The 18544-nt window shown below is 65.4% G+C and carries 19 protein-coding genes and 1 tRNA gene; 6 read left to right on the top strand and 14 right to left on the bottom strand.

Annotated elements, in window-relative coordinates; genetic code table 11:
- Positions 1-28: 28 nt before the first annotated feature.
- From coaE to JC881_RS07600, 6 genes are all read right to left on the bottom strand, one after another.
- Positions 29-637, bottom strand: coding sequence for a dephospho-CoA kinase (gene coaE, locus JC881_RS07575; RefSeq protein WP_198785118.1), 609 nt, complete (start codon positions 635-637; stop codon positions 29-31).
- A 10-nt stretch (positions 638-647) separates the two neighbouring features.
- On the bottom strand, positions 648-1613 hold the full coding sequence (locus JC881_RS07580; RefSeq protein WP_198785119.1) for a prepilin peptidase: 966 nt from the start codon (positions 1611-1613) through the stop codon (positions 648-650).
- Entirely contained in the window at positions 1613-2845 is a 1233-nt protein-coding gene (locus JC881_RS07585) for a type II secretion system F family protein (RefSeq protein ID WP_198785121.1), read from the bottom strand. Before JC881_RS07585 ends, JC881_RS07580 begins: the two co-directional genes overlap by 1 nt.
- 24 nt (positions 2846-2869) lie before the next feature.
- Entirely contained in the window at positions 2870-4603 is a 1734-nt protein-coding gene (gene pilB, locus JC881_RS07590) for a type IV-A pilus assembly ATPase PilB (RefSeq protein WP_198785123.1), read from the bottom strand.
- A gap of 112 nt (positions 4604-4715) precedes the next feature.
- Positions 4716-4792, bottom strand: a tRNA-Pro gene (locus JC881_RS07595).
- 53 nt (positions 4793-4845) lie between these two features.
- Positions 4846-5838 carry a polyprenyl synthetase family protein gene (locus JC881_RS07600; RefSeq protein ID WP_198785125.1) on the bottom strand — a complete coding sequence of 331 codons (993 nt, stop codon included), beginning with the start codon at positions 5836-5838 and terminating at the stop codon, positions 4846-4848.
- Positions 5839-6021: 183 nt separating this feature from the next.
- Between JC881_RS07600 and rplU the strand changes: the two genes are divergently transcribed.
- The 4 genes from rplU (at position 6022) to proB (ending at position 8979) form a co-directional block, all read left to right on the top strand.
- Positions 6022-6333, top strand: a complete 312-nt coding sequence (gene rplU / locus JC881_RS07605) for a 50S ribosomal protein L21 (RefSeq protein ID WP_013543199.1) — start codon at positions 6022-6024, stop codon at positions 6331-6333.
- Between the two features lie 21 nt (positions 6334-6354).
- The gene (gene rpmA, locus JC881_RS07610; RefSeq protein WP_013543198.1) at positions 6355-6615 is read left to right on the top strand and encodes a 50S ribosomal protein L27; all 261 of its coding nucleotides are present in this window, start codon (positions 6355-6357) and stop codon (positions 6613-6615) included.
- A gap of 71 nt (positions 6616-6686) precedes the next feature.
- Positions 6687-7763, top strand: coding sequence for an Obg family GTPase CgtA (cgtA, locus tag JC881_RS07615; protein WP_198785126.1), 1077 nt, complete (start codon positions 6687-6689; stop codon positions 7761-7763).
- A gap of 76 nt (positions 7764-7839) precedes the next feature.
- Complete coding sequence (gene proB / locus JC881_RS07620) at positions 7840-8979, top strand: glutamate 5-kinase (protein WP_198785127.1); 1140 nt, start codon at positions 7840-7842, stop codon at positions 8977-8979.
- 64 nt (positions 8980-9043) lie between these two features.
- Here proB and JC881_RS07625 read toward each other — a convergent pair whose 3' ends face one another.
- Both JC881_RS07625 and JC881_RS07630 read right to left on the bottom strand, forming a co-directional pair.
- Positions 9044-9580: a CNP1-like family protein gene (locus JC881_RS07625; RefSeq protein WP_332875204.1), complete on the bottom strand. Its 537-nt coding sequence runs from the start codon at positions 9578-9580 to the stop codon at positions 9044-9046.
- 4 nt (positions 9581-9584) lie between these two features.
- Positions 9585-10253, bottom strand: coding sequence for an RNA pyrophosphohydrolase (locus JC881_RS07630; protein ID WP_198785305.1), 669 nt, complete (start codon positions 10251-10253; stop codon positions 9585-9587).
- Between the two features lie 145 nt (positions 10254-10398).
- Here JC881_RS07630 and JC881_RS07635 point away from each other — a divergent pair, with 145 nt between their 5' ends.
- Entirely contained in the window at positions 10399-12144 is a 1746-nt protein-coding gene (locus JC881_RS07635) for a proline--tRNA ligase (RefSeq protein ID WP_198785129.1), read from the top strand.
- 53 nt (positions 12145-12197) lie between these two features.
- Complete coding sequence (locus JC881_RS07640; RefSeq protein ID WP_198785306.1) at positions 12198-12878, top strand: lytic transglycosylase domain-containing protein; 681 nt, start codon at positions 12198-12200, stop codon at positions 12876-12878.
- A gap of 61 nt (positions 12879-12939) precedes the next feature.
- On the opposite strand, the gene JC881_RS07645 is transcribed toward JC881_RS07640, so the two are convergent.
- The 6 genes from JC881_RS07645 to hemA form a co-directional block, all read right to left on the bottom strand.
- Complete coding sequence (locus JC881_RS07645; protein WP_198785130.1) at positions 12940-14223, bottom strand: hemolysin family protein; 1284 nt, start codon at positions 14221-14223, stop codon at positions 12940-12942.
- Positions 14224-14275: 52 nt separating this feature from the next.
- Entirely contained in the window at positions 14276-14800 is a 525-nt protein-coding gene (locus tag JC881_RS07650) for a cupin domain-containing protein (protein WP_198785131.1), read from the bottom strand.
- A 16-nt stretch (positions 14801-14816) separates the two neighbouring features.
- The gene (gene grxD, locus JC881_RS07655) at positions 14817-15143 is read right to left on the bottom strand and encodes a Grx4 family monothiol glutaredoxin (RefSeq protein WP_093438925.1); all 327 of its coding nucleotides are present in this window, start codon (positions 15141-15143) and stop codon (positions 14817-14819) included.
- A gap of 32 nt (positions 15144-15175) precedes the next feature.
- The gene (gene prmC / locus JC881_RS07660; protein ID WP_198785132.1) at positions 15176-16024 is read right to left on the bottom strand and encodes a peptide chain release factor N(5)-glutamine methyltransferase; all 849 of its coding nucleotides are present in this window, start codon (positions 16022-16024) and stop codon (positions 15176-15178) included.
- The gene (gene prfA / locus JC881_RS07665) at positions 16024-17112 is read right to left on the bottom strand and encodes a peptide chain release factor 1 (RefSeq protein ID WP_198785133.1); all 1089 of its coding nucleotides are present in this window, start codon (positions 17110-17112) and stop codon (positions 16024-16026) included. Before prfA ends, prmC begins: the two co-directional genes overlap by 1 nt.
- Before the next feature lie 98 nt (positions 17113-17210).
- Positions 17211-18482: a glutamyl-tRNA reductase gene (gene hemA, locus JC881_RS07670; RefSeq protein WP_198785134.1), complete on the bottom strand. Its 1272-nt coding sequence runs from the start codon at positions 18480-18482 to the stop codon at positions 17211-17213.
- Positions 18483-18544: the final 62 nt, after the last annotated feature.

Genomic DNA, 18544 nt, shown 5'->3' on the forward strand with positions numbered 1-18544 from the left:
TGCAGCCGCGGCAGCGGCAGGTCTCGGATTATCGCGTGGTGGCCGCAGCCCACTGCTTCCAGAGACCCTGCACTTCGGTTTCGAGTTCCGCGAGCGTCAATGACTCGTTGAAAATGACCGCATCCGCAGCCGCCCTGCGCAGCCGGCGCGGGGCCTGCTGGGCGATCACTGCGTCTACGGCTTCGGGCGTCCAGCCCGAGCGCGCGACGACGCGTCGGCGCTGTGTGGCTTCGGTGGCGTCGACCACCAGCACGCGGTCCACGATGGCGCGCCAGCGCCCGGATTCGACGAGAAGCGGCACGTCGAACACGACGACGGCGTCGTCACCTGCGACTGCGGCCTGGCGCTGGGTTTCGGTGCCGATCAGCGGATGCAGGATGGATTCGAGGCGGAGCTTGGCGCCCGCGTCGGCGAACACGATCTGGCGCATGGCGGCCCTGTCGAGGCTGCCGTCCGGGGCGATGACGCTGCGGCCGAAGGCGGCTTCGAGCGCCGGCATCGCGATGCCGCCGGCTTGCGCGATGCGGCGGGCGATCGCATCGGTGTCGACCAGCACGGCGCCCTGGGCAACCAGCAGGCCAGCGACGGTGCTCTTGCCGCTGCCGATGCCGCCTGTCAGGCCGATGCGCCGAACCATGCCCGGTGTCTCAGTGGATCAGCGCGCCGAGCGGGAAAGCGAAGGGCACCCATTGCCGCACGACTTCAGGACCGATCACGAGGCACACGAGCCCCGCGCCAGCCAGGAAGGGACCGAACGCTATGGGGATGTCCTTGTGCGCCAGCTTGCCGACGACACGCAGGGTGATACCGATCACGGCGCCCACCAGCGAAGAGACGAGGATGATGGCGATGAGGTAGTCGGCCCCGAGCCAGACGCCCAGCGCCGCGAGCAGTTTGAAGTCTCCATAGCCCATGCCTTCCTTGCCCGTGACCAGGCGATAGGCATGGTACACAAGCCAGAGGCTCAGGTAGCCGAAGACCGCGCCCCACACGGCCGAGCTCAGGGGCACGCCGGTCCAGCCCATGGCCGCGCCGACGAGGCCGAGCCAGAGGAGGGTGTAGTTCAGCGAATCGGGCAGGAACTGGGTATCGAAATCGATCAGGAACTGGCAGATCAGCAGCGCGGCGAACGCTGCCCACAACGCGCCCGTGGGGGTGAGGCCGAAACGCCAGCCGCAGAGGGCGAAGAGGGCGCCGGTGACGAGTTCGACCAAGGGGTAGCGCGGGCTGATCGAGGTCTTGCACGACGCGCAGCGGCCGCGCAGGAACAGGTAGCTCAGGACGGGGATGTTCTGGTACCAGCGGATCTTGTGGCCGCAGGCGCCGCAACGGGAGGCGGGGCGGGTGAGGTCGAAAGGCGGGAGATTTTCGATCGCAACGGCGGCTTTGTCTGCTGCGGCCTCGAGCCCTGCGGGTGGCGCGGCCTTGGGACCGAAGACCAGCGACCACAGCGAGGGCGCGTCCTTCGAGGTCATCAGGTTGGCGACGGCGTCGGAGAGCCAGTCGCGGTACATCATGACCGGGGTCCGGTAGATCACGACATTCAGGAAGCTGCCGATCAATAGCCCCAGCACGCCGGCCAAGACGGCGTCGAACCCTTGCGAAACCGACATCAAACGACTTGGCCGAGCTTGAAGATGGGCAGGTACATGGCCACCACGATGCCGCCGATGATCGTGCCGAGGAACACGATGATGATGGGCTCCATCAGGCTGGAGAGGCCTGCAACCATGTCGTCGACTTCGGATTCGTAGAAGTCGGCCGCCTTGCCCAGCATGTGGTCGATGGAGCCGGACTCTTCGCCGATGGCGGTCATCTGGATCACCATCGAGGGGAAAAGGTTGACGTTGGTCATGGCCGCGGTGAGGCTGGTGCCGGTGGAGACTTCCTGCTGGATCTTGGCCGTCGCATCGCCGTACACGGTGTTGCCCGAGGCGCCGCCCACCGAGTCGAGGGCTTCGACCAATGGCACGCCAGCAGCAAACATCGTGGCAAGCGTTCGCGTCCAACGTGCGATGCAGGATTTTTCGATCAGCGAGCCGAACACCGGAATGCGCAAGAGCACGCGGTCCATGAATTTCTGAACGCGCTCATTGCGCTTCCAGGCTTGCATGAAGAAGTAGAGCCCCCCGCCAAGTCCACCAAAGATCAGCCACCAGTACGAGACGAAAAATTCGCTGATGCCGATCACGATCACCGTAGGCGCAGGCAGGTCGGCACCGAACGAGGTGAACACCTCCTTGAAAGCCGGAATGACGAAGATCATGATGATTGCGACCACAATGAACGCGACCACGACCACCGAGATCGGATACATCAACGCCGACTTGATCTTCGACTTGATCGCCTCGGTCTTTTCCATGTAGGTGGCCAGACGATCGAGCAACTCTTCGAGAATACCGGCCGCTTCGCCGGCTTCCACCAGGTTGCAGTACAGGTTGTCGAAGTACTTCGGAAACTTGCGAAAGGCGGCCGACAGCGAAGTGCCGGTTTCCACGTCGCTGCGGATGTCGTTGAGCAGCTTCGCAACGCTCGCATTCGCATTGCCGCGGCCGACGATGTCGAAGGACTGCATCAAGGGCACGCCGGCCTTCATCATGGTGGCCAGCTGGCGCGTGAAGATCGCGATGTCCTTCGGCTTGATGGCCTTGCCCGAGCGCATGCGGCGCTTCTTGATCTTGCTGGCGAGCACGCCCTGGCGACGCAGCGCGGCCTGGACCTGGTTTTCACCGGCGGCCCGAAGCTCGCCGCGCACCAGCTTGCCGTTGCGGTCCTTGCCTTCCCACTCGAAGACAAATTCCTTGTGCATGATCTTGGAGGAGCGGGGGGATGCCACTGTTGCCATTCGATCTCCGGTATTCAGTGTTCGTTATTCATTGGTGCAGGCCACCACTTCTTCTAGCGAAGTGAGACCCTGCCTGACTTTTCCGAGGCCCGATTGGCGCAGCGAACGCACGCCCTCGGCTTCGGATTGCTGCGCGATGTCGAGTGCGCTGCCATCGCGCAGGATGATTTCCTGGATGGCTTCGGTGATCGGCATCACCTGGTAGATGCCGACCCGTCCCTTGTAACCGCCGCTGCATGCGGAGCAGCCGACCGGGCGGTAAGGCTTCCACGTGCCGTCCAGGTCCGTTTCCTTGAAGCCCGCGTCGAGCAACGCTTCTCGGGGGATGTCGACCGGCACGCGGCATACCGTGCAAAGCCGCCGCGCGAGACGCTGCGCGGTGATCAGGATCACGCTCGAGGCGATGTTGAACGGCGCGATGCCCATGTTGCGCATCCGCGTGAGCGTGGTGGGCGCATCGTTGGTGTGCAGCGTCGAGAGCACCAGGTGGCCCGTTTGCGCGGCCTTGATCGAGATGTCGGCGGTTTCGAGGTCGCGGATTTCGCCGACCATGATGATGTCCGGATCCTGGCGCAGGAACGCGCGCAATGCGGTGGCGAAGGTGAGGCCCGCCCGTTCATTGACGTTGACCTGGTTGACGCCCGGCAGGTTGATTTCGGACGGATCTTCCGCCGTCGCGATGTTCACACCCGGCTGATTCAAGAGATTCAGGCAGGTATAAAGCGAGACCGTCTTGCCCGAGCCAGTCGGTCCGGTGACGAGCACCATGCCGTAGGGGCGGCCGATGGCATGAAGGAGGCGCTCTTTTTCGACCGCGTCGTAGCCGAGCGCATCGATGCCCAAGCGAGCGCTGCTCGGGTCGAGAATACGCACCACGATCTTTTCGCCGAACAGCGTGGGCAGCGTGCTCACGCGAAAGTCGATCACGCGGTCCGGCCCGATCTTGAGCTTCATGCGGCCGTCCTGCGGCACGCGTTTTTCGGAGATATCCAGCCGGGAAATGACCTTGATGCGGGACGCCAGCTTGTCCTTGATGACAGTGGGTGGGCTGGCAATTTCGCGCAGCTCGCCGTCGACCCGGAAGCGCACGCGGTAGTGGTGCTCGTAGGGCTCGAAGTGGATGTCGGAGGCGCGCATGCTGACTGCGTCGAGCAGCATCTTGTGAAGAAAGCGCACGACGGGCGCATCTTCGACTTCGGCGATGGCCTGTTCGCTGACGTCCCCTGCGGTTTCGGCGCTCACATCGTCGAACTCGAACTCGGAGCCGACGATGCTGTTGATGGTCTCTGCCGCGCTCGCTGCGGCAGCGTCAATCATTCGCGAGAGCTTGTCGTACTCCGCGATGACCCAGTCGACGCCCATCTGGGATGCGAACTTGATCTTCTCCGCCGCTTGCTGGTCCGAAGGGTCGGCTGTTGCGACGATGAGACGGTTATTGCGTTTGCTCAGGACAACGATGCGGTACGCATGGCACAGCTTCGGGTCGAGCAAATCCTTGGGCAGGCGCTGGTGATCGATGGCATCGAGATCGAGCAGCGGGGCGCCGAAGGCTGTGGAAAGGGTGTGGGCGAGGTCCGCTGCGGACACAGCACCCGTGCCAGTCAACTCTGCAATGAAACTGGTACGGCCGCTCAGGGACTTCTGGTAGATGTCCTCGGCGATCTTTGCAGGCAGTTTGCCGGCCGAAACGAGAGCGCGCGCCAAGCCCGGGAGGGCGATTTGCGAGAGTTCTTTAACTGGAAGTTCGGCAGCGGCCATTCAGCGAATGCAAAAGATGTGAGAAAGTGCTTCACGATCATCGCTCATCGCCCCTGTGCTGTAAATCGCTACACAGCAACAGGCATGGCCATTATTTATGCCAGCCAAAGGCTGGTCGGGGTGAGAGGATTCGAACCTCCGGCCTCTACGTCCCGAACGTAGCGCTCTACCAGGCTAAGCTACACCCCGATTGGTTGCAAGAAAAAAGTAGTCGTCCTAGATGCCAACTCTGATGAGGTGTTTCAGGCACGTCGCTCAAGCAACTGAGCCGCCAATTGTAGCAAACCGGCGGCATGCGAATTGGACGGAAAGTCGCGCAATGCGTCGATTGCGCGTTTTGCTTCGGCGGCGGCGGCGGCGCGCGACGCATCCAGTGCGCCGGTTTCACGCACGATCTCCACGACCTTGCCCAGTTGAGCTGTGTCGCCGGCTTCGATGGCCGCGCGCACCAGGGCGCTTTGAGCCGGCGTGCCGCGTTGCATGGCAAAAATCAGAGGGAGCGTGGTCTTGCCTTCGCGCAGGTCGTCGCCGACGTTCTTTCCTGTTTCCTGGGCGTCGCCCGCGTAATCAAGGACGTCGTCGATCACCTGGAATGCGGTGCCGAGTGCCTGTCCATAAGTGGCGCAGGCTTCTTCGACTTCTGGGGCGACGCCGGCCAGCACGGCAGCAAGGCGGGTGCTGGCCTCGAACAGCTTGGCGGTCTTCGAACGGATAACACGCAGGTACGCAGCCTCGTCCAGCGAAGCGTCATGCATGTTCATCAGCTGAAGCACTTCGCCCTCCGCGATCACGTTGGTTGCTTCCGCCAGGATTTCCATCACGCGAATGTTGTTTGCATCCAACATCATCTGGAATGCGCGCGAGTACAGGAAGTCGCCGACCAGCACGCTGGCCGGATTGCCGAACGATTCGTTGGCGGTCGCGCGGCCGCGCCGCAGGGTCGATTCGTCGACCACGTCGTCGTGCAGCAAGGTGGCGGTGTGAATGAACTCCACCACGGCCGCCAGGTTGAAGCGCTGTTCGCCCGTGTAACCCAATGCGCCCGACATCAGCAGCAGCAGCGCGGGCCGCAAGCGCTTGCCGCCGGCGGAGATGATGTATTGGGAGACCTGGCTGACCAGCGGCACGCCCGTATTAAGGCGGCGTGCGATCACGCGGTCGACTTCGACCATGTCGCCGGCAATCAGGTCCAGCACGGTGGCGGTGGGGGAGGTGTCGGCGGCGGGGACTGGCAAAGCGGAGGCGCGGGGCGCTGCTGAAGATGAAGGCGGCCCGGGGGCCGGAAGGCGCAAATTATAGGGAGGGCGGCCTGCTTGCCGGGGCTTGGTCGAGGCGATGGGTGTTAGCGAACACAAACCGCGCTATAATCTTGGGCTCTGCGGAATTCGCTGCGGAGACTCATTTCTAAGAGGTCTTACATGTACGCGGTCATAAAAACCGGCGGCAAGCAGTATCGCGTTGCTTCCGGCGAAAAAATTAAAGTAGAACAGATTGCTGCGGACGTAGGCCAGGAAATCGTGATCGACCAGGTTCTGGCCGTCGGAAACGGCGCTGAAATCAAGGTTGGCACGCCCCTGGTGTCCGGCGCAACGGTGACAGTCACGGTACTGTCGCACGGCAAGCACGACAAGGTCGGCATCTTCAAGATGCGCCGTCGCAAGCATTATCAGAAACGTCAAGGCCATCGCCAGCAGTTCACCGAGCTGCAAATCGGCGCGATCGCCGCTTAATCCGGCACAGGAGCACATTCCATGGCACAGAAAAAAGGCGGCGGCTCAACGCGAAACGGGCGCGATTCCAAGCCCAAGATGCTCGGCGTGAAGGCGTTCGGCGGCGAACTGATCAGCGCAGGCTCGATCATCGTGCGCCAGCGCGGCACCCAGTTCCACCCCGGCGTCAACGTCGGCGTGGGCAAGGACCACACGCTCTTCGCCCTGGTCGACGGCCACGTGTCGTTCGGTCACAAGGGTGCGCTGAACAAGCACATGGTCAACGTGACCCCCGCGGCGTAAGCCTCGCGTCACTTCGATCAGCCCGAGGCCCCGCTTTGCCGGGGCTTCTTCATTTGTAGACTGGACATCCCATGAAGTTCGTAGACGAAGCCTTCATCGACATCGCCGCCGGCGATGGCGGCAACGGCTGCGTGTCGTTCCGTCATGAGAAGTACAAGGAATTCGGTGGCCCCAACGGCGGCGACGGCGGCCGCGGCGGCCACGTGTTCGCGGTGGCCGACTCGAACCTCAACACCCTGGTCGATTTTCGCTATTCGCGCCGGCACGAAGCCCGACGCGGCGAGCACGGCATGGGCTCCGACATGTTCGGCGCCGCGGGCGACGACATCACGCTCAAGGTGCCGGTCGGCACGATCATCAGCGACGCCGAAACGGGCGAAGTGCTGTACGAGCTGCTGACCGAAGGCGAAGTCATCACCATCGCCAAGGGCGGCGACGGCGGCTTCGGCAACATGCGCTTCAAGAGCGCCATCAACCGCGCGCCGCGCCAGAAAACGCCCGGCTGGCCCGGCGAAAAGAAGAGCCTGAAGCTCGAGTTGAAGGTGCTCGCCGATGTCGGCCTTCTCGGCATGCCGAATGCGGGCAAGTCGACACTGATCAGCGCCATCTCGAACGCGCGGCCCCGCATCGCTGACTACCCCTTCACCACCCTGCATCCGAATCTGGGCGTCGTGCGCGTCGGCCCGGAGCAGAGCTTCGTGGTGGCCGACCTGCCTGGCCTGATCGAAGGCGCGTCCGAAGGCGCCGGCCTCGGCCACCTCTTCCTGCGCCACCTGCAACGCACGCGGCTGCTGCTGCATGTGATCGACATGGCGCCGTTCGACGACGCCGTCGACCCGGTCGCCCAGGCCAAGGCCATCGTGGGCGAACTGAAAAAATACGACGCCGCGCTGTACGACAAGCCGCGCTGGCTGGTGCTGAACAAGCTCGACATGGTGCCCGGCGACGAGCGCGCGGCGCTGGTCAAGGACTTCGTCAAGCGGCTGCGCTTCAAGGGCCCGGTGTTCGAGATTTCGGCGCTCACGCGCGAGGGCTGCGAGCATTTGGTGCAGGCCGTCTACCAGCAGGTCAAGGCCCAGCAGGTGGCGGAACAGGAGCCGGTCGAGGTCGATCCGCGCTTTGTCCAGCTGCCGCCCGACCCGGCCTGAGTGCGGCATGGCATCGGCATCGATGCGACTCCATAGATAGCAAAATCAGCAGCCTTCACGACCGCGACACGCCTCCATGACCTCGAATTCCGGATCCACTGCCTTGCGGGATGCCCGCCGTATCGTCGTCAAGGTGGGCTCCAGCCTCGTGACCAACGAGGGGCGCGGTCTGGACGAGGCGGCCATCGGCGAGTGGTGCCGGCAGCTCGCGGCGCTGGTGCGTGAAGGGCGCGAGGTCGTGATGGTGTCCAGCGGCGCCATCGCCGAAGGCATGAAGCGCCTGGGCTGGCGCACCCGGCCGCACGAAATTCACGAACTCCAGGCCGCCGCGGCCGTCGGGCAGATGGGCCTGGCCCAGATGTACGAGACTAAGCTGCGCGAGAACGAAATCGGCAGCGCCCAGGTGCTCCTGACCCACGCCGACCTGGCCGACCGCGAGCGCTATCTCAATGCGCGCTCGACCCTGGTCACGCTGCTGCGCCTGGGCGTGGTGCCGGTCATCAACGAGAACGACACCGTCGTCAACGACGAGATCAAGTTCGGCGACAACGACACGCTCGGCGCGCTCGTGGCCAACCTGGTCGAAGCCGATGCGCTGATCATCCTCACGGACCAGAAGGGCCTCTTCACGGCCGATCCGCGCAAGGACCCGGGCGCGAAGTTCGTGCACGAAGCGGCAGCCGGCGATCCGGCGCTCGAGGCCATGGCCGGCGGCGCGGGCTCCAGCCTCGGCCGCGGCGGAATGATCACCAAGATCCTAGCCGCCAAGCGCGCGGCCGGCTCGGGCGCATCGACCGTGATCGCCTGGGGCCGCGAGGCCGACGCACTGCTGCGCCTGACGCGCGGCGAATCCATCGGCACGCTGCTGGTGGCGCAGACCGCCAAGCACCAGGCGCGCAAGCGCTGGATGGCCGACCACCTGCAGCTGCGCGGTGCCGTCATCGTCGATGCCGGTGCCGCGGCCAAGGTGCGCGCCGAAGGCAAGAGTCTGCTGCCGATCGGCATGACGGGCGTGTCGGGCGAGTTCTCGCGCGGCGACGTGATCGCGGTGCGCGATGCCGAAGGCATCGAACTGGCCCGGGGCCTGGCCAACTATTCGAGCGTGGAAGCGCGCCTGCTGTGCCGCAAGCCCTCCAGCGAGTTCGAACGCCTGCTGGGTTATGTCGCGGAGCCGGAGATGGTCCACCGCGACAACATGGTGCTGATGCCCAGCTGACCGGCAGATCGGCAAAGAAAAACGGGGCCCAGGGCCCCGTTTCTTCATCCCGGCGTCGCTTGGCCTACTGCACTTCGCGAACCGGATTGCGGATGTTCTGCACCATCTCCCCGACCGAACTGCGCGGCGCGTTGCCGCGGCAGATGCCCTGTGCCGACAGCGCCAGCGTGTAGCGCGAATTCAGGTCGTTGATGCGCTTCCATTCCTGCTTCGTCACTTCCTGCCACGTGCCGTTGTTGTAGCGGGCATAGCTCTTCACCTCGGCGGTCGAGCAGCGCACGCCTTCGTAGAAGGCATTGGTGGCGCCGCCGCTGCGATTGCTGGCCACCACCACGTAGCGCACGATGCCGTCGGGCGTGATCGTGATCGTGCCCGGGTCGATGCCGAACTTCAGGCTCATGTACGGAGGCATCTCGATCGGCAGCAGGCGGTTTTCGCTGAAGGCGGGCGGCGGCGGCGCTGCCGTTTCTTCCCACTCCTTGTCCGTCTCGGAGCGCTTGGGCGGAGGCGGCGAGCCGGCCTGCGCCCAGTCGGGATTGTCGGTGTCGTGCTTGCCCGATGCGCACCCGGCGAGGATGGCGAAGCAGGCCAGAAGAAGCACGCGCTCAGCGTTGCGTCGGAAAGAAGGGCGCGTTGTTGTTGAGAGGAGGAGGTTCATCGCTCGCAGAAGGAATGTCGGGATGCGGATCGAAACTGCCGCCGGGCGGCAGGTCCAGACCCGCGGGCGCTCCGGCGTCCAGCGGATGGCGCTCGAATTCTCGGGCACGCACGTTGCTGCGCAGGAAGCGGTTGCGGAAATCCTGCCGTGGCAGGTAGCGAGCAAGCTCGGTGAGCGCCATCTCGTAGACGCCGCGCTTGAACTCGACGACAACGTCGAGCGGCACCCAGTAGTCATGCCAGCGCCAGGCGTCGAATTCGGGATGGTCGGTGGCACGCAGGTTCAGATCCCAGTCGTGGCCGACGAGTTGCAGCAAATACCAGATTTGTTTCTGGCCCTTGTAGTGGCCCCGTGCGTCACGGCGGATGAACCGATCCGGCACCTCGTAGCGCAACCAGTCGCGGGTACGGGCCACGATGCGCACATGCTCCGGATGAAGCCCCACTTCCTCGTGCAGTTCCCGGAACATGGCTTGCTCGGGACTTTCGCCGCGGTCTATGCCGCCTTGCGGAAACTGCCAGGAATGCGTGCGTATGCGCTTGCCCCAGAAAACCTGGTTTCTCTGGTTGAGCAGGATGATGCCGACGTTGGGCCTGAAGCCGTCCCGGTCGAGCATAATCAAACCCCAATTTTTGAACTGAGTCGATTATGCATGCCGGGTTGCCCTCGGCAAGCGCGATGCCAGTCTCTCAGGGTCTCTCCGGGGGAGCAGTCCCCCACTTCCGAACGTCGAATCCAGCGAATCCAGCACACCGATCCCGATGAAAGCTTCCCGATTTTTTGTCTCCACGCTCAAGGAAGCGCCCGCCGATGCCGAGGTCGCGAGCCACCGGCTCATGATGCGGGCCGGCATGATCAAGAAGCTCGGCACGGGCATCTACACCTACATGCCGATGGGGCTGCGCGTCATCCGCAAGGTCGAGGCGATCGTGCGGGAAGAAATGAACCGCGCCGGCGCCGTCGAACTCGCAATGCCCGTGGTCCAGCCGGCCGAGTTCTGGCAGGAGACCGGCCGCTTCGAGAAGATGGGCCCCGAACTCCTGCGCATCAAGGACCGGCATGACCGCGACTTCGTGATCCAGCCGACCAGCGAAGAGGTGGTGACCGACATCGCGCGCCAGGAAATCCGCAGCTACAAGCAGCTGCCGAAGAATTTCTACCAGATCCAGACCAAGTTCCGCGACGAGCGGCGTCCCCGCTTCGGCCTGATGCGCGGGCGCGAATTCATCATGAAGGACGCCTACAGCTTCGACCGCGACCTGGACGCGGCCAAGGCCAGCTACCAGGTGATGGCACAGGCGTACCGCAACATCTTCGACCGCTTCGGCCTGCGCTACCGCGCCGTCGCGGCCGACAGCGGCGCCATCGGCGGCGACCTGAGCGAAGAGTTCCAGGTGATCGCCGCCACGGGCGAGGACGCCATCGTCTACTGCCCCGACAGCAATTACGCCGCCAACATGGAAAAGGCCGAGGCCCTTGCCCCGGCCGGCCCGCGCCCCGAGGCCGCCAAGGCGCTCGAAAAGACGCCGACCCCCGGCAAGAGCACCTGCGCCGACGTGGCCGAACTGCTCGGCGTGCCGCTCGCAACCACCGTCAAGTCGCTGGTGCTGGCCACCGACATCCTGGACGCGGCCGGCAACCCGAAGGGTTCGCAGGTCTGGCTGCTGCTGCTGCGCGGCGACCACGACATGAACGAGATCAAGGTCAGCAAGGTGCCGGGCCTGGACCAGGGCTTCCGCTTCGCGACGCTCGCCGAGATCGACGAGCACTTCGGCTGCAAGCCCGGCTACCTCGGCCCGCTGAACCTGAAGAAGCCCGTCAAGCTGGTGGCCGACCGCGAGGCCGCCGTGCTGGCCGACTGGATCACCGGCGCCAACGAGGTCGACTTCCACATGACCGGCGTCAACTGGGGCCGCGACCTGCCCGAGCCGGAAGTCGTGGCCGACCTGCGCAACGTGGTGGCGGGCGACGCCTCGCCCGATGGCAAGGGCGTGCTGGCCATCGAGCGCGGCATCGAGGTGGGCCATGTCTTCGTGCTCGGCACGAAGTACAGCAAGGACATGAACGCCACCTATCTGGACGAAGGCGGCAAGCCGCAGTTCCTCGAGATGGGCTGCTACGGCATCGGCATCACCCGCCTGCCGGCCGCCGCCATCGAGCAGAACCACGACGAGCGCGGGATCATCTGGCCCGACGCGCTCGCGCCGTTCACCGTGGTGGTCTGCCCGATCGGCATGGACCGCAGCCCCGAGGTCAAGGTGGCCGCCGAGGCGCTCTACGAAGAACTGCTCGCCCAGGGCGTCGACGTGCTGCTGGACGACCGCGGCGAGCGCCCCGGCGCGATGTTCGCCGACTGGGAACTGATCGGCGTGCCGCACCGCGTGGTCATCTCCGACCGTGGCCTGAAAGAAGGCCAGCTCGAATACCAGCACCGCCGCGACACGGCGGCCACGAAGGTGCCGTCGGCCGGCATCGCCGACTTCATCGCCGGCAAGCTCGCTGCATGAGCGTCACCGGCCGTTGCAACGACGACCCTGGGGCAACCGCCGAGGCGGATGGCATGGCCATCTCGCGGCGCAGGTGCATCGGGTTCGCCGCGGCTTCGGGCGTGCTGTCTCTGGCCGCGTTGCCGGAGGCCGCGTTTGCCGGTGCGCAGATCGAAGAGCCGCTGATCGACTCGGTGCGCACCGCGCTGAGCTCGGCCATCCACAACAAGGCGCCGCCGGTGCCGGAGTTCACCACCACCGAGGCGCGCCTGGCCTACCTGCGCTGGCTCGGCGAAATGAGCGAGCGGCTCAAGAAGAAGATCGCCGACTGGCCCACGCGCAAGGAATTCCTGCAGACCGTCTGGTACGAGGCCAAGCGCTCGGGGCTCGACGTGAGCCTGGTGCTCGGGCTGGTGCAGGTCGAGAGCAACTTCCGCAAGTTCGCCGTGTCCAGCGCCGGCGCGCGCGGCTACATGCAGGTCATGCCGTTCTGGACCCGCGTGATCGGCGACAGCGATTCGGCCAAGCTCTTTCACATGCAGACCAACCTGCGCTTCGGCTGCGTGATCCTGCGCCACTACCTCGACCGCGAGAACGGCGACCTGTACATGACCCTCGGCCGCTACAACGGCAGCCGCGGCAAGTCGCCGTACCCGAACGCCGTGTTCGCGAACCAGCGGCTCTGGGCCTATGACGACAAGGCGCGCGAACGCGACAGGGATCGCGAACGCGAAAAGGACCGTTCGGCAGCTTGAATCTCACTTTCGCGAATATGCGAAAGCGGCTTGGCCAGCGGGGACGAGCCAAGCCTTTGAGCTAGGTTCTTGTCACCATCACCTGATCGATGCGGTAACTGTCGACGTCCATGACTTCGAAGGTATAGCCAGCCCAGGTCACGCTGTCGGTCCGCTTGGGCACGCGGCGCAGCATCACCATCAAAAAGCCCGCGAGCGTCTCGTACTCGTCCGCATGCGGCAACTCGTCGATCTGCAGCGCGCGCTGCACATCCTGGATCGGCGTCACGCCATCGATCAGCCACGAGTTCTCGTCGCGCTTCACGATCTGCTCCTCGTCGGGCATCGTGACCAGGTCGCCCATCACCGTGCTCATCACGTCGTTCAGCGTGATCACGCCCACCACGAGGCTGTACTCGTTGACGATGATCGCGAAGTCTTCATGCGCCTGCTGGAACTGCTCGAGCACTTCGGTCAGCGAGAGCCGATCGGGAATCACCAGCGCCTTGTGCAGCGTGAGGCCCTGGTCGAAGGCGAGCGGCTGGCCGCTGAGTACGCGCTGGAACATCTCCTTGGCGTCGACATAACCGAGCACGTGGTCGATGTCGCCATCGCACACCGGATAGGCCGAGAAAGGCTCGGCCACGATGCGCGCGCGCAGCACCGATTCGGGGTCGTCGTGCAGGAACCAGGCGATGCTGTCGCGCGCCGTCATCACGCTGCTCACGAGGCGCGTGTCGAGCTCGAACACGTTGGCGATCACCTGCTGCTCGCGCACCGCGAGCACGCCGGCCCGCGCGCCGGCCTCGGTCATCGCGAGGATGTCGGCCGAGGTGATCTTGTCGTCGCGCGCCATCGGCATGCCGAGCACCTTGAACAGCAGGTCGGTGCAGCGCGTGAAGAACCACACCAGCGGCTTGAAGGTGGTGATGAGCACCAGCATCGGCCCGACCATGCGCACCGCGATGCGCTCCGGATCGCTCATGCCCAGGCGCTTGGGGAAGAGGTCCGCGAACACCAGGAACACCGCGATCACGATCACGAACGAGCAGAGAAAGGCCACGTTCGCGGACGCTTCCACGCTCAGCCAGCTCTCGAAGAAACGCGCGAAATACGGGCTGAGCGAGCCCTCGCCGACGACGCCGCCGAGGATCGCCACTGCGTTGAGGCCGATCTGCACCACGGTGAAGTAGTGGCCCGGCTGCTCCTGCACGCGCAGCACGCGCTCGGCGCGCGGATCGCCTTCGTCGGCCATCTGGCGCAAGCGCAGGCGCCGCGAGGCGGCGAGCGTGATTTCGGCAAGGGAGAAGAACGCGCTCATCGCGATCAGCAAGACGATGATGAGCAGGCTTTGGGTGAGGTTCATGGTGGCACGGCGAAGAGTGCCATGGTGCCATGACTCGGCCGGCGAAAACCCCTCAGACGCCGCCGTGCGGATGGGTCGGGTCGACCCACAGGACCGATTCGGGTTTCTCTACAGGCTCGATGTCGAGATTGACGGCCACCGCCTCGCCGTCGCTGCGGCACAGCACGCATTCGAGCGTCTCGGTTGCGCTGGCGTTGATTTCCTGGTGCGGCACATAGGGCGGCACATAGATGAAATCGCCCGGGCCGGCTTCGGCGGTGAACTCGAGCTTCTCGCCCCATCGCATGCGGGCCCGGCCGCGCACGACGTAGATCACCGATTCGAGGTGCCCGTGATGATGCGCGCCGGTCTTGGCATCGGCATGGATGGTCACCGTGCCGGCCCAGAGCTTCTGCGCGCCCACGCGGGCGAAGTTGATGGCGGCGGCCCGGTTCATGCCGGGCGTCTGCGCCGTGTTGACGTCGAGCTGGTTGGCGCCGATCACGCGCACGCCGTCGTGCTTCCAGGCCGGGGCGGCGTCGCCGCCATCACCTGGATGGTCGTGCGAATGGCCGTGGTCCGCGTGATCGTGGCTCATGGCAAGCCTTGCGGAATCAGGCGGGGCTGCCGTTCACCACCTGCTGCAGTTCGCCCGACTCGTACATCTCCATCATGATGTCCGAGCCGCCGACGAATTCGCCCTTCACGTAGAGCTGGGGGATCGTGGGCCAGTTGCTGTATTCCTTGATGCCCTGGCGGATGCCGTCGTCTTCGAGCACGTTGACGGTCTTGAGCGTCTTGGTGTCGACGCCCACGGCCTTGAGGATCTGGATCGCGCGGCCGGAGAAACCGCACATCGGGAAGCTGGCATTGCCCTTCATGAAGAGCACGAGTTCGTTGGTCTTGACGAGATCGTCGATGCGTTGCTGGGCGTCGGACATGGGGACTCCTGAAAAGTGGGGGCTGAGGGGGATTATTTCACTGCGCGCCAGATTCCGCCCGAGCAGCGCTGGATGCCTGCCAGGTCGTCCCGGCTTTGGACTTCGGCGAAACCGCGGCTTTCGAGCAGTTGGCGCACGGCCGCCGCCTGGTCATGGCCGTGTTCGAGCAGCAGCCAGCCGCTGTCGGCGAGGTGATCGGGGGCGTTCTGGACGATCTGGCGGATGTCGTCGAGCCCGTCCGCGCCCGCGACCAGCGCGGAGGAGGGCTCATGCTTCAGCGCCGGTAGATGCAGGTCGTTGACGGCGATGTACGGTGGATTGCTGGCGATGACCGTGTAGCCGCCGGCAGCGCCATCAAGCCAATGGGCCTGGGCAAAGCGCACCGGGAGGCCGAGGCGCCGGGCATTGGCCTCTGCGACGGCCAGCGCGTCGGCGCTGGCATCGACCGCATCGACCTGCGCATCGGGGCGTGCATGCTGCAGCGCCAGCGCGATCGCGCCGCTGCCCGTGCCGAGGTCGAGCACGCGGGGCGCGTTGCGGCCTTCGAGGCATTGCAGGGCCCAGTCGACCAGCGTCTCGGTGTCCGGGCGCGGCACCAGCACGCGCGCATCGACCTGCAGATCGAGGCCGTGGAATTCTTTTTGGCCGAGCAGATAGGCCACCGGCTCCCCCGCGAGGCGCCGCGACAGCTGCGGCGCGAGCGCGGCCCATGCGGCATCGGGCATGGCATCGGTGTCGTGCGCGAGCAGCCAGGCGCGGTCGTGCGGCGCGCGGCCCAGCGCGTGCAGCAGCAGCAACTGGGCATCGAGCCGATCGACGCCCAGGGCCAAGGCCGCAGCCAGCGCCTCGGCCACGGTGGACGGTGCGGCGGCTTCGGTCATCACGCGGGCAGGCTCGATTCCAGTTCGGCCAGTTGCTCGGCCTCGCGCGCGGCGCGCAGCGCCTCCAGCACGTCGCCGAGATCACCCTCCATGATCGCCAGCAGCTTGTAGAGCGTGAGGTTGATGCGGTGGTCGGTGAGCCGCCCCTGCGGGAAGTTGTAGGTGCGGATGCGGTCCGAGCGGTCGCCGCTGCCGATCAGGCCCTTGCGCATCGCCGCGTCCTTGGCGGCGCGTTCGCTGCGGTCCTTTTCCTGGATGCGCGCCGACAGCACCTGCAACGCCTTGGCCTTGTTGCGGTGCTGGCTGCGGTCGTCCTGGCACTCGGCGACGATGCCGGTCGGGATGTGCGTGATGCGCACCGCCGAATCGGTCTTGTTGATGTGCTGGCCACCGGCGCCGCTCGCGCGGTAGGTGTCGATGCGAAGGTCCGCGGGGTTGATCTGCACGGCCACCGTCTCGTCGGGCTCGGCCAGCACGGCCACCGTGCAGGCGCTGGTGTGGATGCGGCCCTGCGTCTCGGTCGCAGGCACGCGCTGCACTCGGTGGCCGCCCGACTCGAAGCGCAGCTTGCCGAAAACTTCGTCGCCCACGATGCGGATCACCACTTCCTTGTAGCCACCGAGTTCGCTCGCGCTCTCGCTCACGATCTCGCAGCGCAGGCCGGCGCGCTCGCAGTAGCGCGTGTACATGCGCAGCAGATCGCCCGCGAAGAGGGCCGATTCGTCGCCGCCCGTGCCGGCGCGGATTTCCATGAAGGCGTTGCGCGCGTCGTCGGGGTCCTTGGGCAGCAAGAGGCGCTGCAGCTCTTCCTCGAGCTGCACCAGTTCGGCCTCGGCGACCGCGATTTCCTCGTTGGCCATCTCGGCCATGTCGGGGTCGTCGAGCATTTCCTTTGCCCCGGCGATGTCGGCTTCGCGCTGCTTGTAGCGCTCGTAGCGGCCGGCGATCTGCGTGACCTCGGCGTGTTCGCGCGAGATGGTGCGGTACTGCGCCATGTCGCTCATGATGTCTTCGCGCGAAAGCAGGAAGTCGAGTTCGCCCAGCCGCTGGACGTAGCGTTCGAGTTGGTGGCGCAGAAAGGATTTCACGGAAGAAAAGGCTCGAAAAAATGGGGGACGAATGCCGCAAGCAGCGGCAGGGCGCAGGCAGACCTCGGCACGCGGGGCCGGGCCGCTGACGAGCGTCGCTAACGCTCTTTGCGCAGGAAGAGGCGCGAGATCGTCTGCGCGGTCTGCTCGCGCGATGCGGCATCGCCCGAATGCAGCTCGGCCATGGCGCCGTGCATCATCTTCTGCGTGAGCCCGCGCGACATCGCCTCGAGCACCGCATCGACCGATTCGCCCTTGGCCAGGAGCTTGCGCGCGCGCGCCATCTCGGCGGCGCGCCATTCGTCGGCCTGCACATTGAGCTGCTGGATCAGCGGCACCGTGCTGCGCTGGCCCAGCCAGTGCATGAAGCTCTGAACGCCCGCATCGATGATCACCTCGGCCTGCGCCACCGCGGCCTGGCGGTTGGCCTGGCCTTGCTGCACCACGTGCGCGAGGTCATCGACGGTGTAGAGGTAGATGTCCTCCAGCGCCTTCACTTCGGGCTCGATGTCGCGCGGCACGGCCAGGTCGACCATGAACATCGGGCGGTGCTTGCGTGCCTTGAGCGCGCGCTCCACGGCACCCAGGCCGATGATCGGCAGCGTGCTGGCGGTGCAGCTGATCACGATGTCGAATTCGGCCAGCCGCGCCGGCAGGTCGGCCAGCCGCATCGCCTCGCCGCCGAAGCGCGTGGCGAGCTTTTCGCCGCGCTCCAGCGTGCGGTTGGCAATGGCGATGGACTTGGGTTCCTTGGCCGCGAAGTGCGTGGCCGCGAGGTCGATCATTTCGCCCGCGCCGACGAACAGCACGCGCGTCTTGCGCAGGTCTTCGAAGAGTTGTCCCGCCAGCCGCACGGCCGCGGCCGCCATGCTGATGGAATGCGCGCCGATCTCGGTGGCCGTGCGCACTTCTTTCGCGACGGCGAACGAGCGCTGGAACAGCTGGTTGAGCGTGGTGCCCAGGGCGCCGACGTTTTCGGCCGCGCGCACCGCGTCTTTCATCTGGCCGAGGATCTGCGCCTCGCCGAGCACCATCGAATCGAGCCCGCTGGCCACGCGAAAGACGTGGCGCGCAGCCTCGTCGTCGTGCAGCGTGTAGGCATGCGAGCGCAGCAGGGTGGGGGCCACGCCGCCGCTTTGGGCGAGCCACCCGACCGTGTGGTCCAGCGCGATGTGTTCGGAGGCGCAGTAGATCTCGGTGCGGTTGCAGGTCGAGATGATCGCGGCCTCCACCTGGGGATGGCGGCCGCTGGGGAACGAATTACGCAGGCTCTGCAGGGTCGGGGCGATCTGGTCGAGCGCGAACGCAAAACGACCGCGCAGATCGAGCGGCGCGGTCGTGTGGTTCAAGCCTAGAGCCCAGACAGACATGGGCGTGATTATAAAATCAGCAGCGACCCGGGGCTTGCCGAGGGACAAATGGCTTTCCCTAT

The organism is Variovorax sp. IB41, from assembly GCF_016405905.1.
Lineage (GTDB): Bacteria > Pseudomonadota > Gammaproteobacteria > Burkholderiales > Burkholderiaceae_C > Variovorax.

Bases quoted from the DNA above. Each gene is read 5' to 3' on its own strand.
- coaE (WP_198785118.1), bottom strand. From the start codon at position 637: ATGGTTCGGCGCATCGGCCTGACAGGCGGCATCGGCAGCGGCAAGAGC.
- JC881_RS07580 (WP_198785119.1), bottom strand. From the start codon at position 1,613: ATGTCGGTTTCGCAAGGGTTCGACGCCGTCTTGGCCGGCGTGCTGGGG.
- JC881_RS07585 (WP_198785121.1), bottom strand. From the start codon at position 2,845: ATGGCAACAGTGGCATCCCCCCGCTCCTCCAAGATCATGCACAAGGAA.
- pilB (WP_198785123.1), bottom strand. From the start codon at position 4,603: ATGGCCGCTGCCGAACTTCCAGTTAAAGAACTCTCGCAAATCGCCCTC.
- rplU (WP_013543199.1), top strand. From the start codon at position 6,022: ATGTACGCGGTCATAAAAACCGGCGGCAAGCAGTATCGCGTTGCTTCC.
- rpmA (WP_013543198.1), top strand. From the start codon at position 6,355: ATGGCACAGAAAAAAGGCGGCGGCTCAACGCGAAACGGGCGCGATTCC.
- cgtA (WP_198785126.1), top strand. From the start codon at position 6,687: ATGAAGTTCGTAGACGAAGCCTTCATCGACATCGCCGCCGGCGATGGC.
- proB (WP_198785127.1), top strand. From the start codon at position 7,840: ATGACCTCGAATTCCGGATCCACTGCCTTGCGGGATGCCCGCCGTATC.
- JC881_RS07630 (WP_198785305.1), bottom strand. From the start codon at position 10,253: ATGCTCGACCGGGACGGCTTCAGGCCCAACGTCGGCATCATCCTGCTC.
- JC881_RS07635 (WP_198785129.1), top strand. From the start codon at position 10,399: ATGAAAGCTTCCCGATTTTTTGTCTCCACGCTCAAGGAAGCGCCCGCC.
- JC881_RS07640 (WP_198785306.1), top strand. From the start codon at position 12,198: ATGGCCATCTCGCGGCGCAGGTGCATCGGGTTCGCCGCGGCTTCGGGC.
- JC881_RS07645 (WP_198785130.1), bottom strand. From the start codon at position 14,223: ATGAACCTCACCCAAAGCCTGCTCATCATCGTCTTGCTGATCGCGATG.
- JC881_RS07650 (WP_198785131.1), bottom strand. From the start codon at position 14,800: ATGAGCCACGATCACGCGGACCACGGCCATTCGCACGACCATCCAGGT.
- grxD (WP_093438925.1), bottom strand. From the start codon at position 15,143: ATGTCCGACGCCCAGCAACGCATCGACGATCTCGTCAAGACCAACGAA.
- prmC (WP_198785132.1), bottom strand. From the start codon at position 16,024: ATGACCGAAGCCGCCGCACCGTCCACCGTGGCCGAGGCGCTGGCTGCG.
- hemA (WP_198785134.1), bottom strand. From the start codon at position 18,482: ATGTCTGTCTGGGCTCTAGGCTTGAACCACACGACCGCGCCGCTCGAT.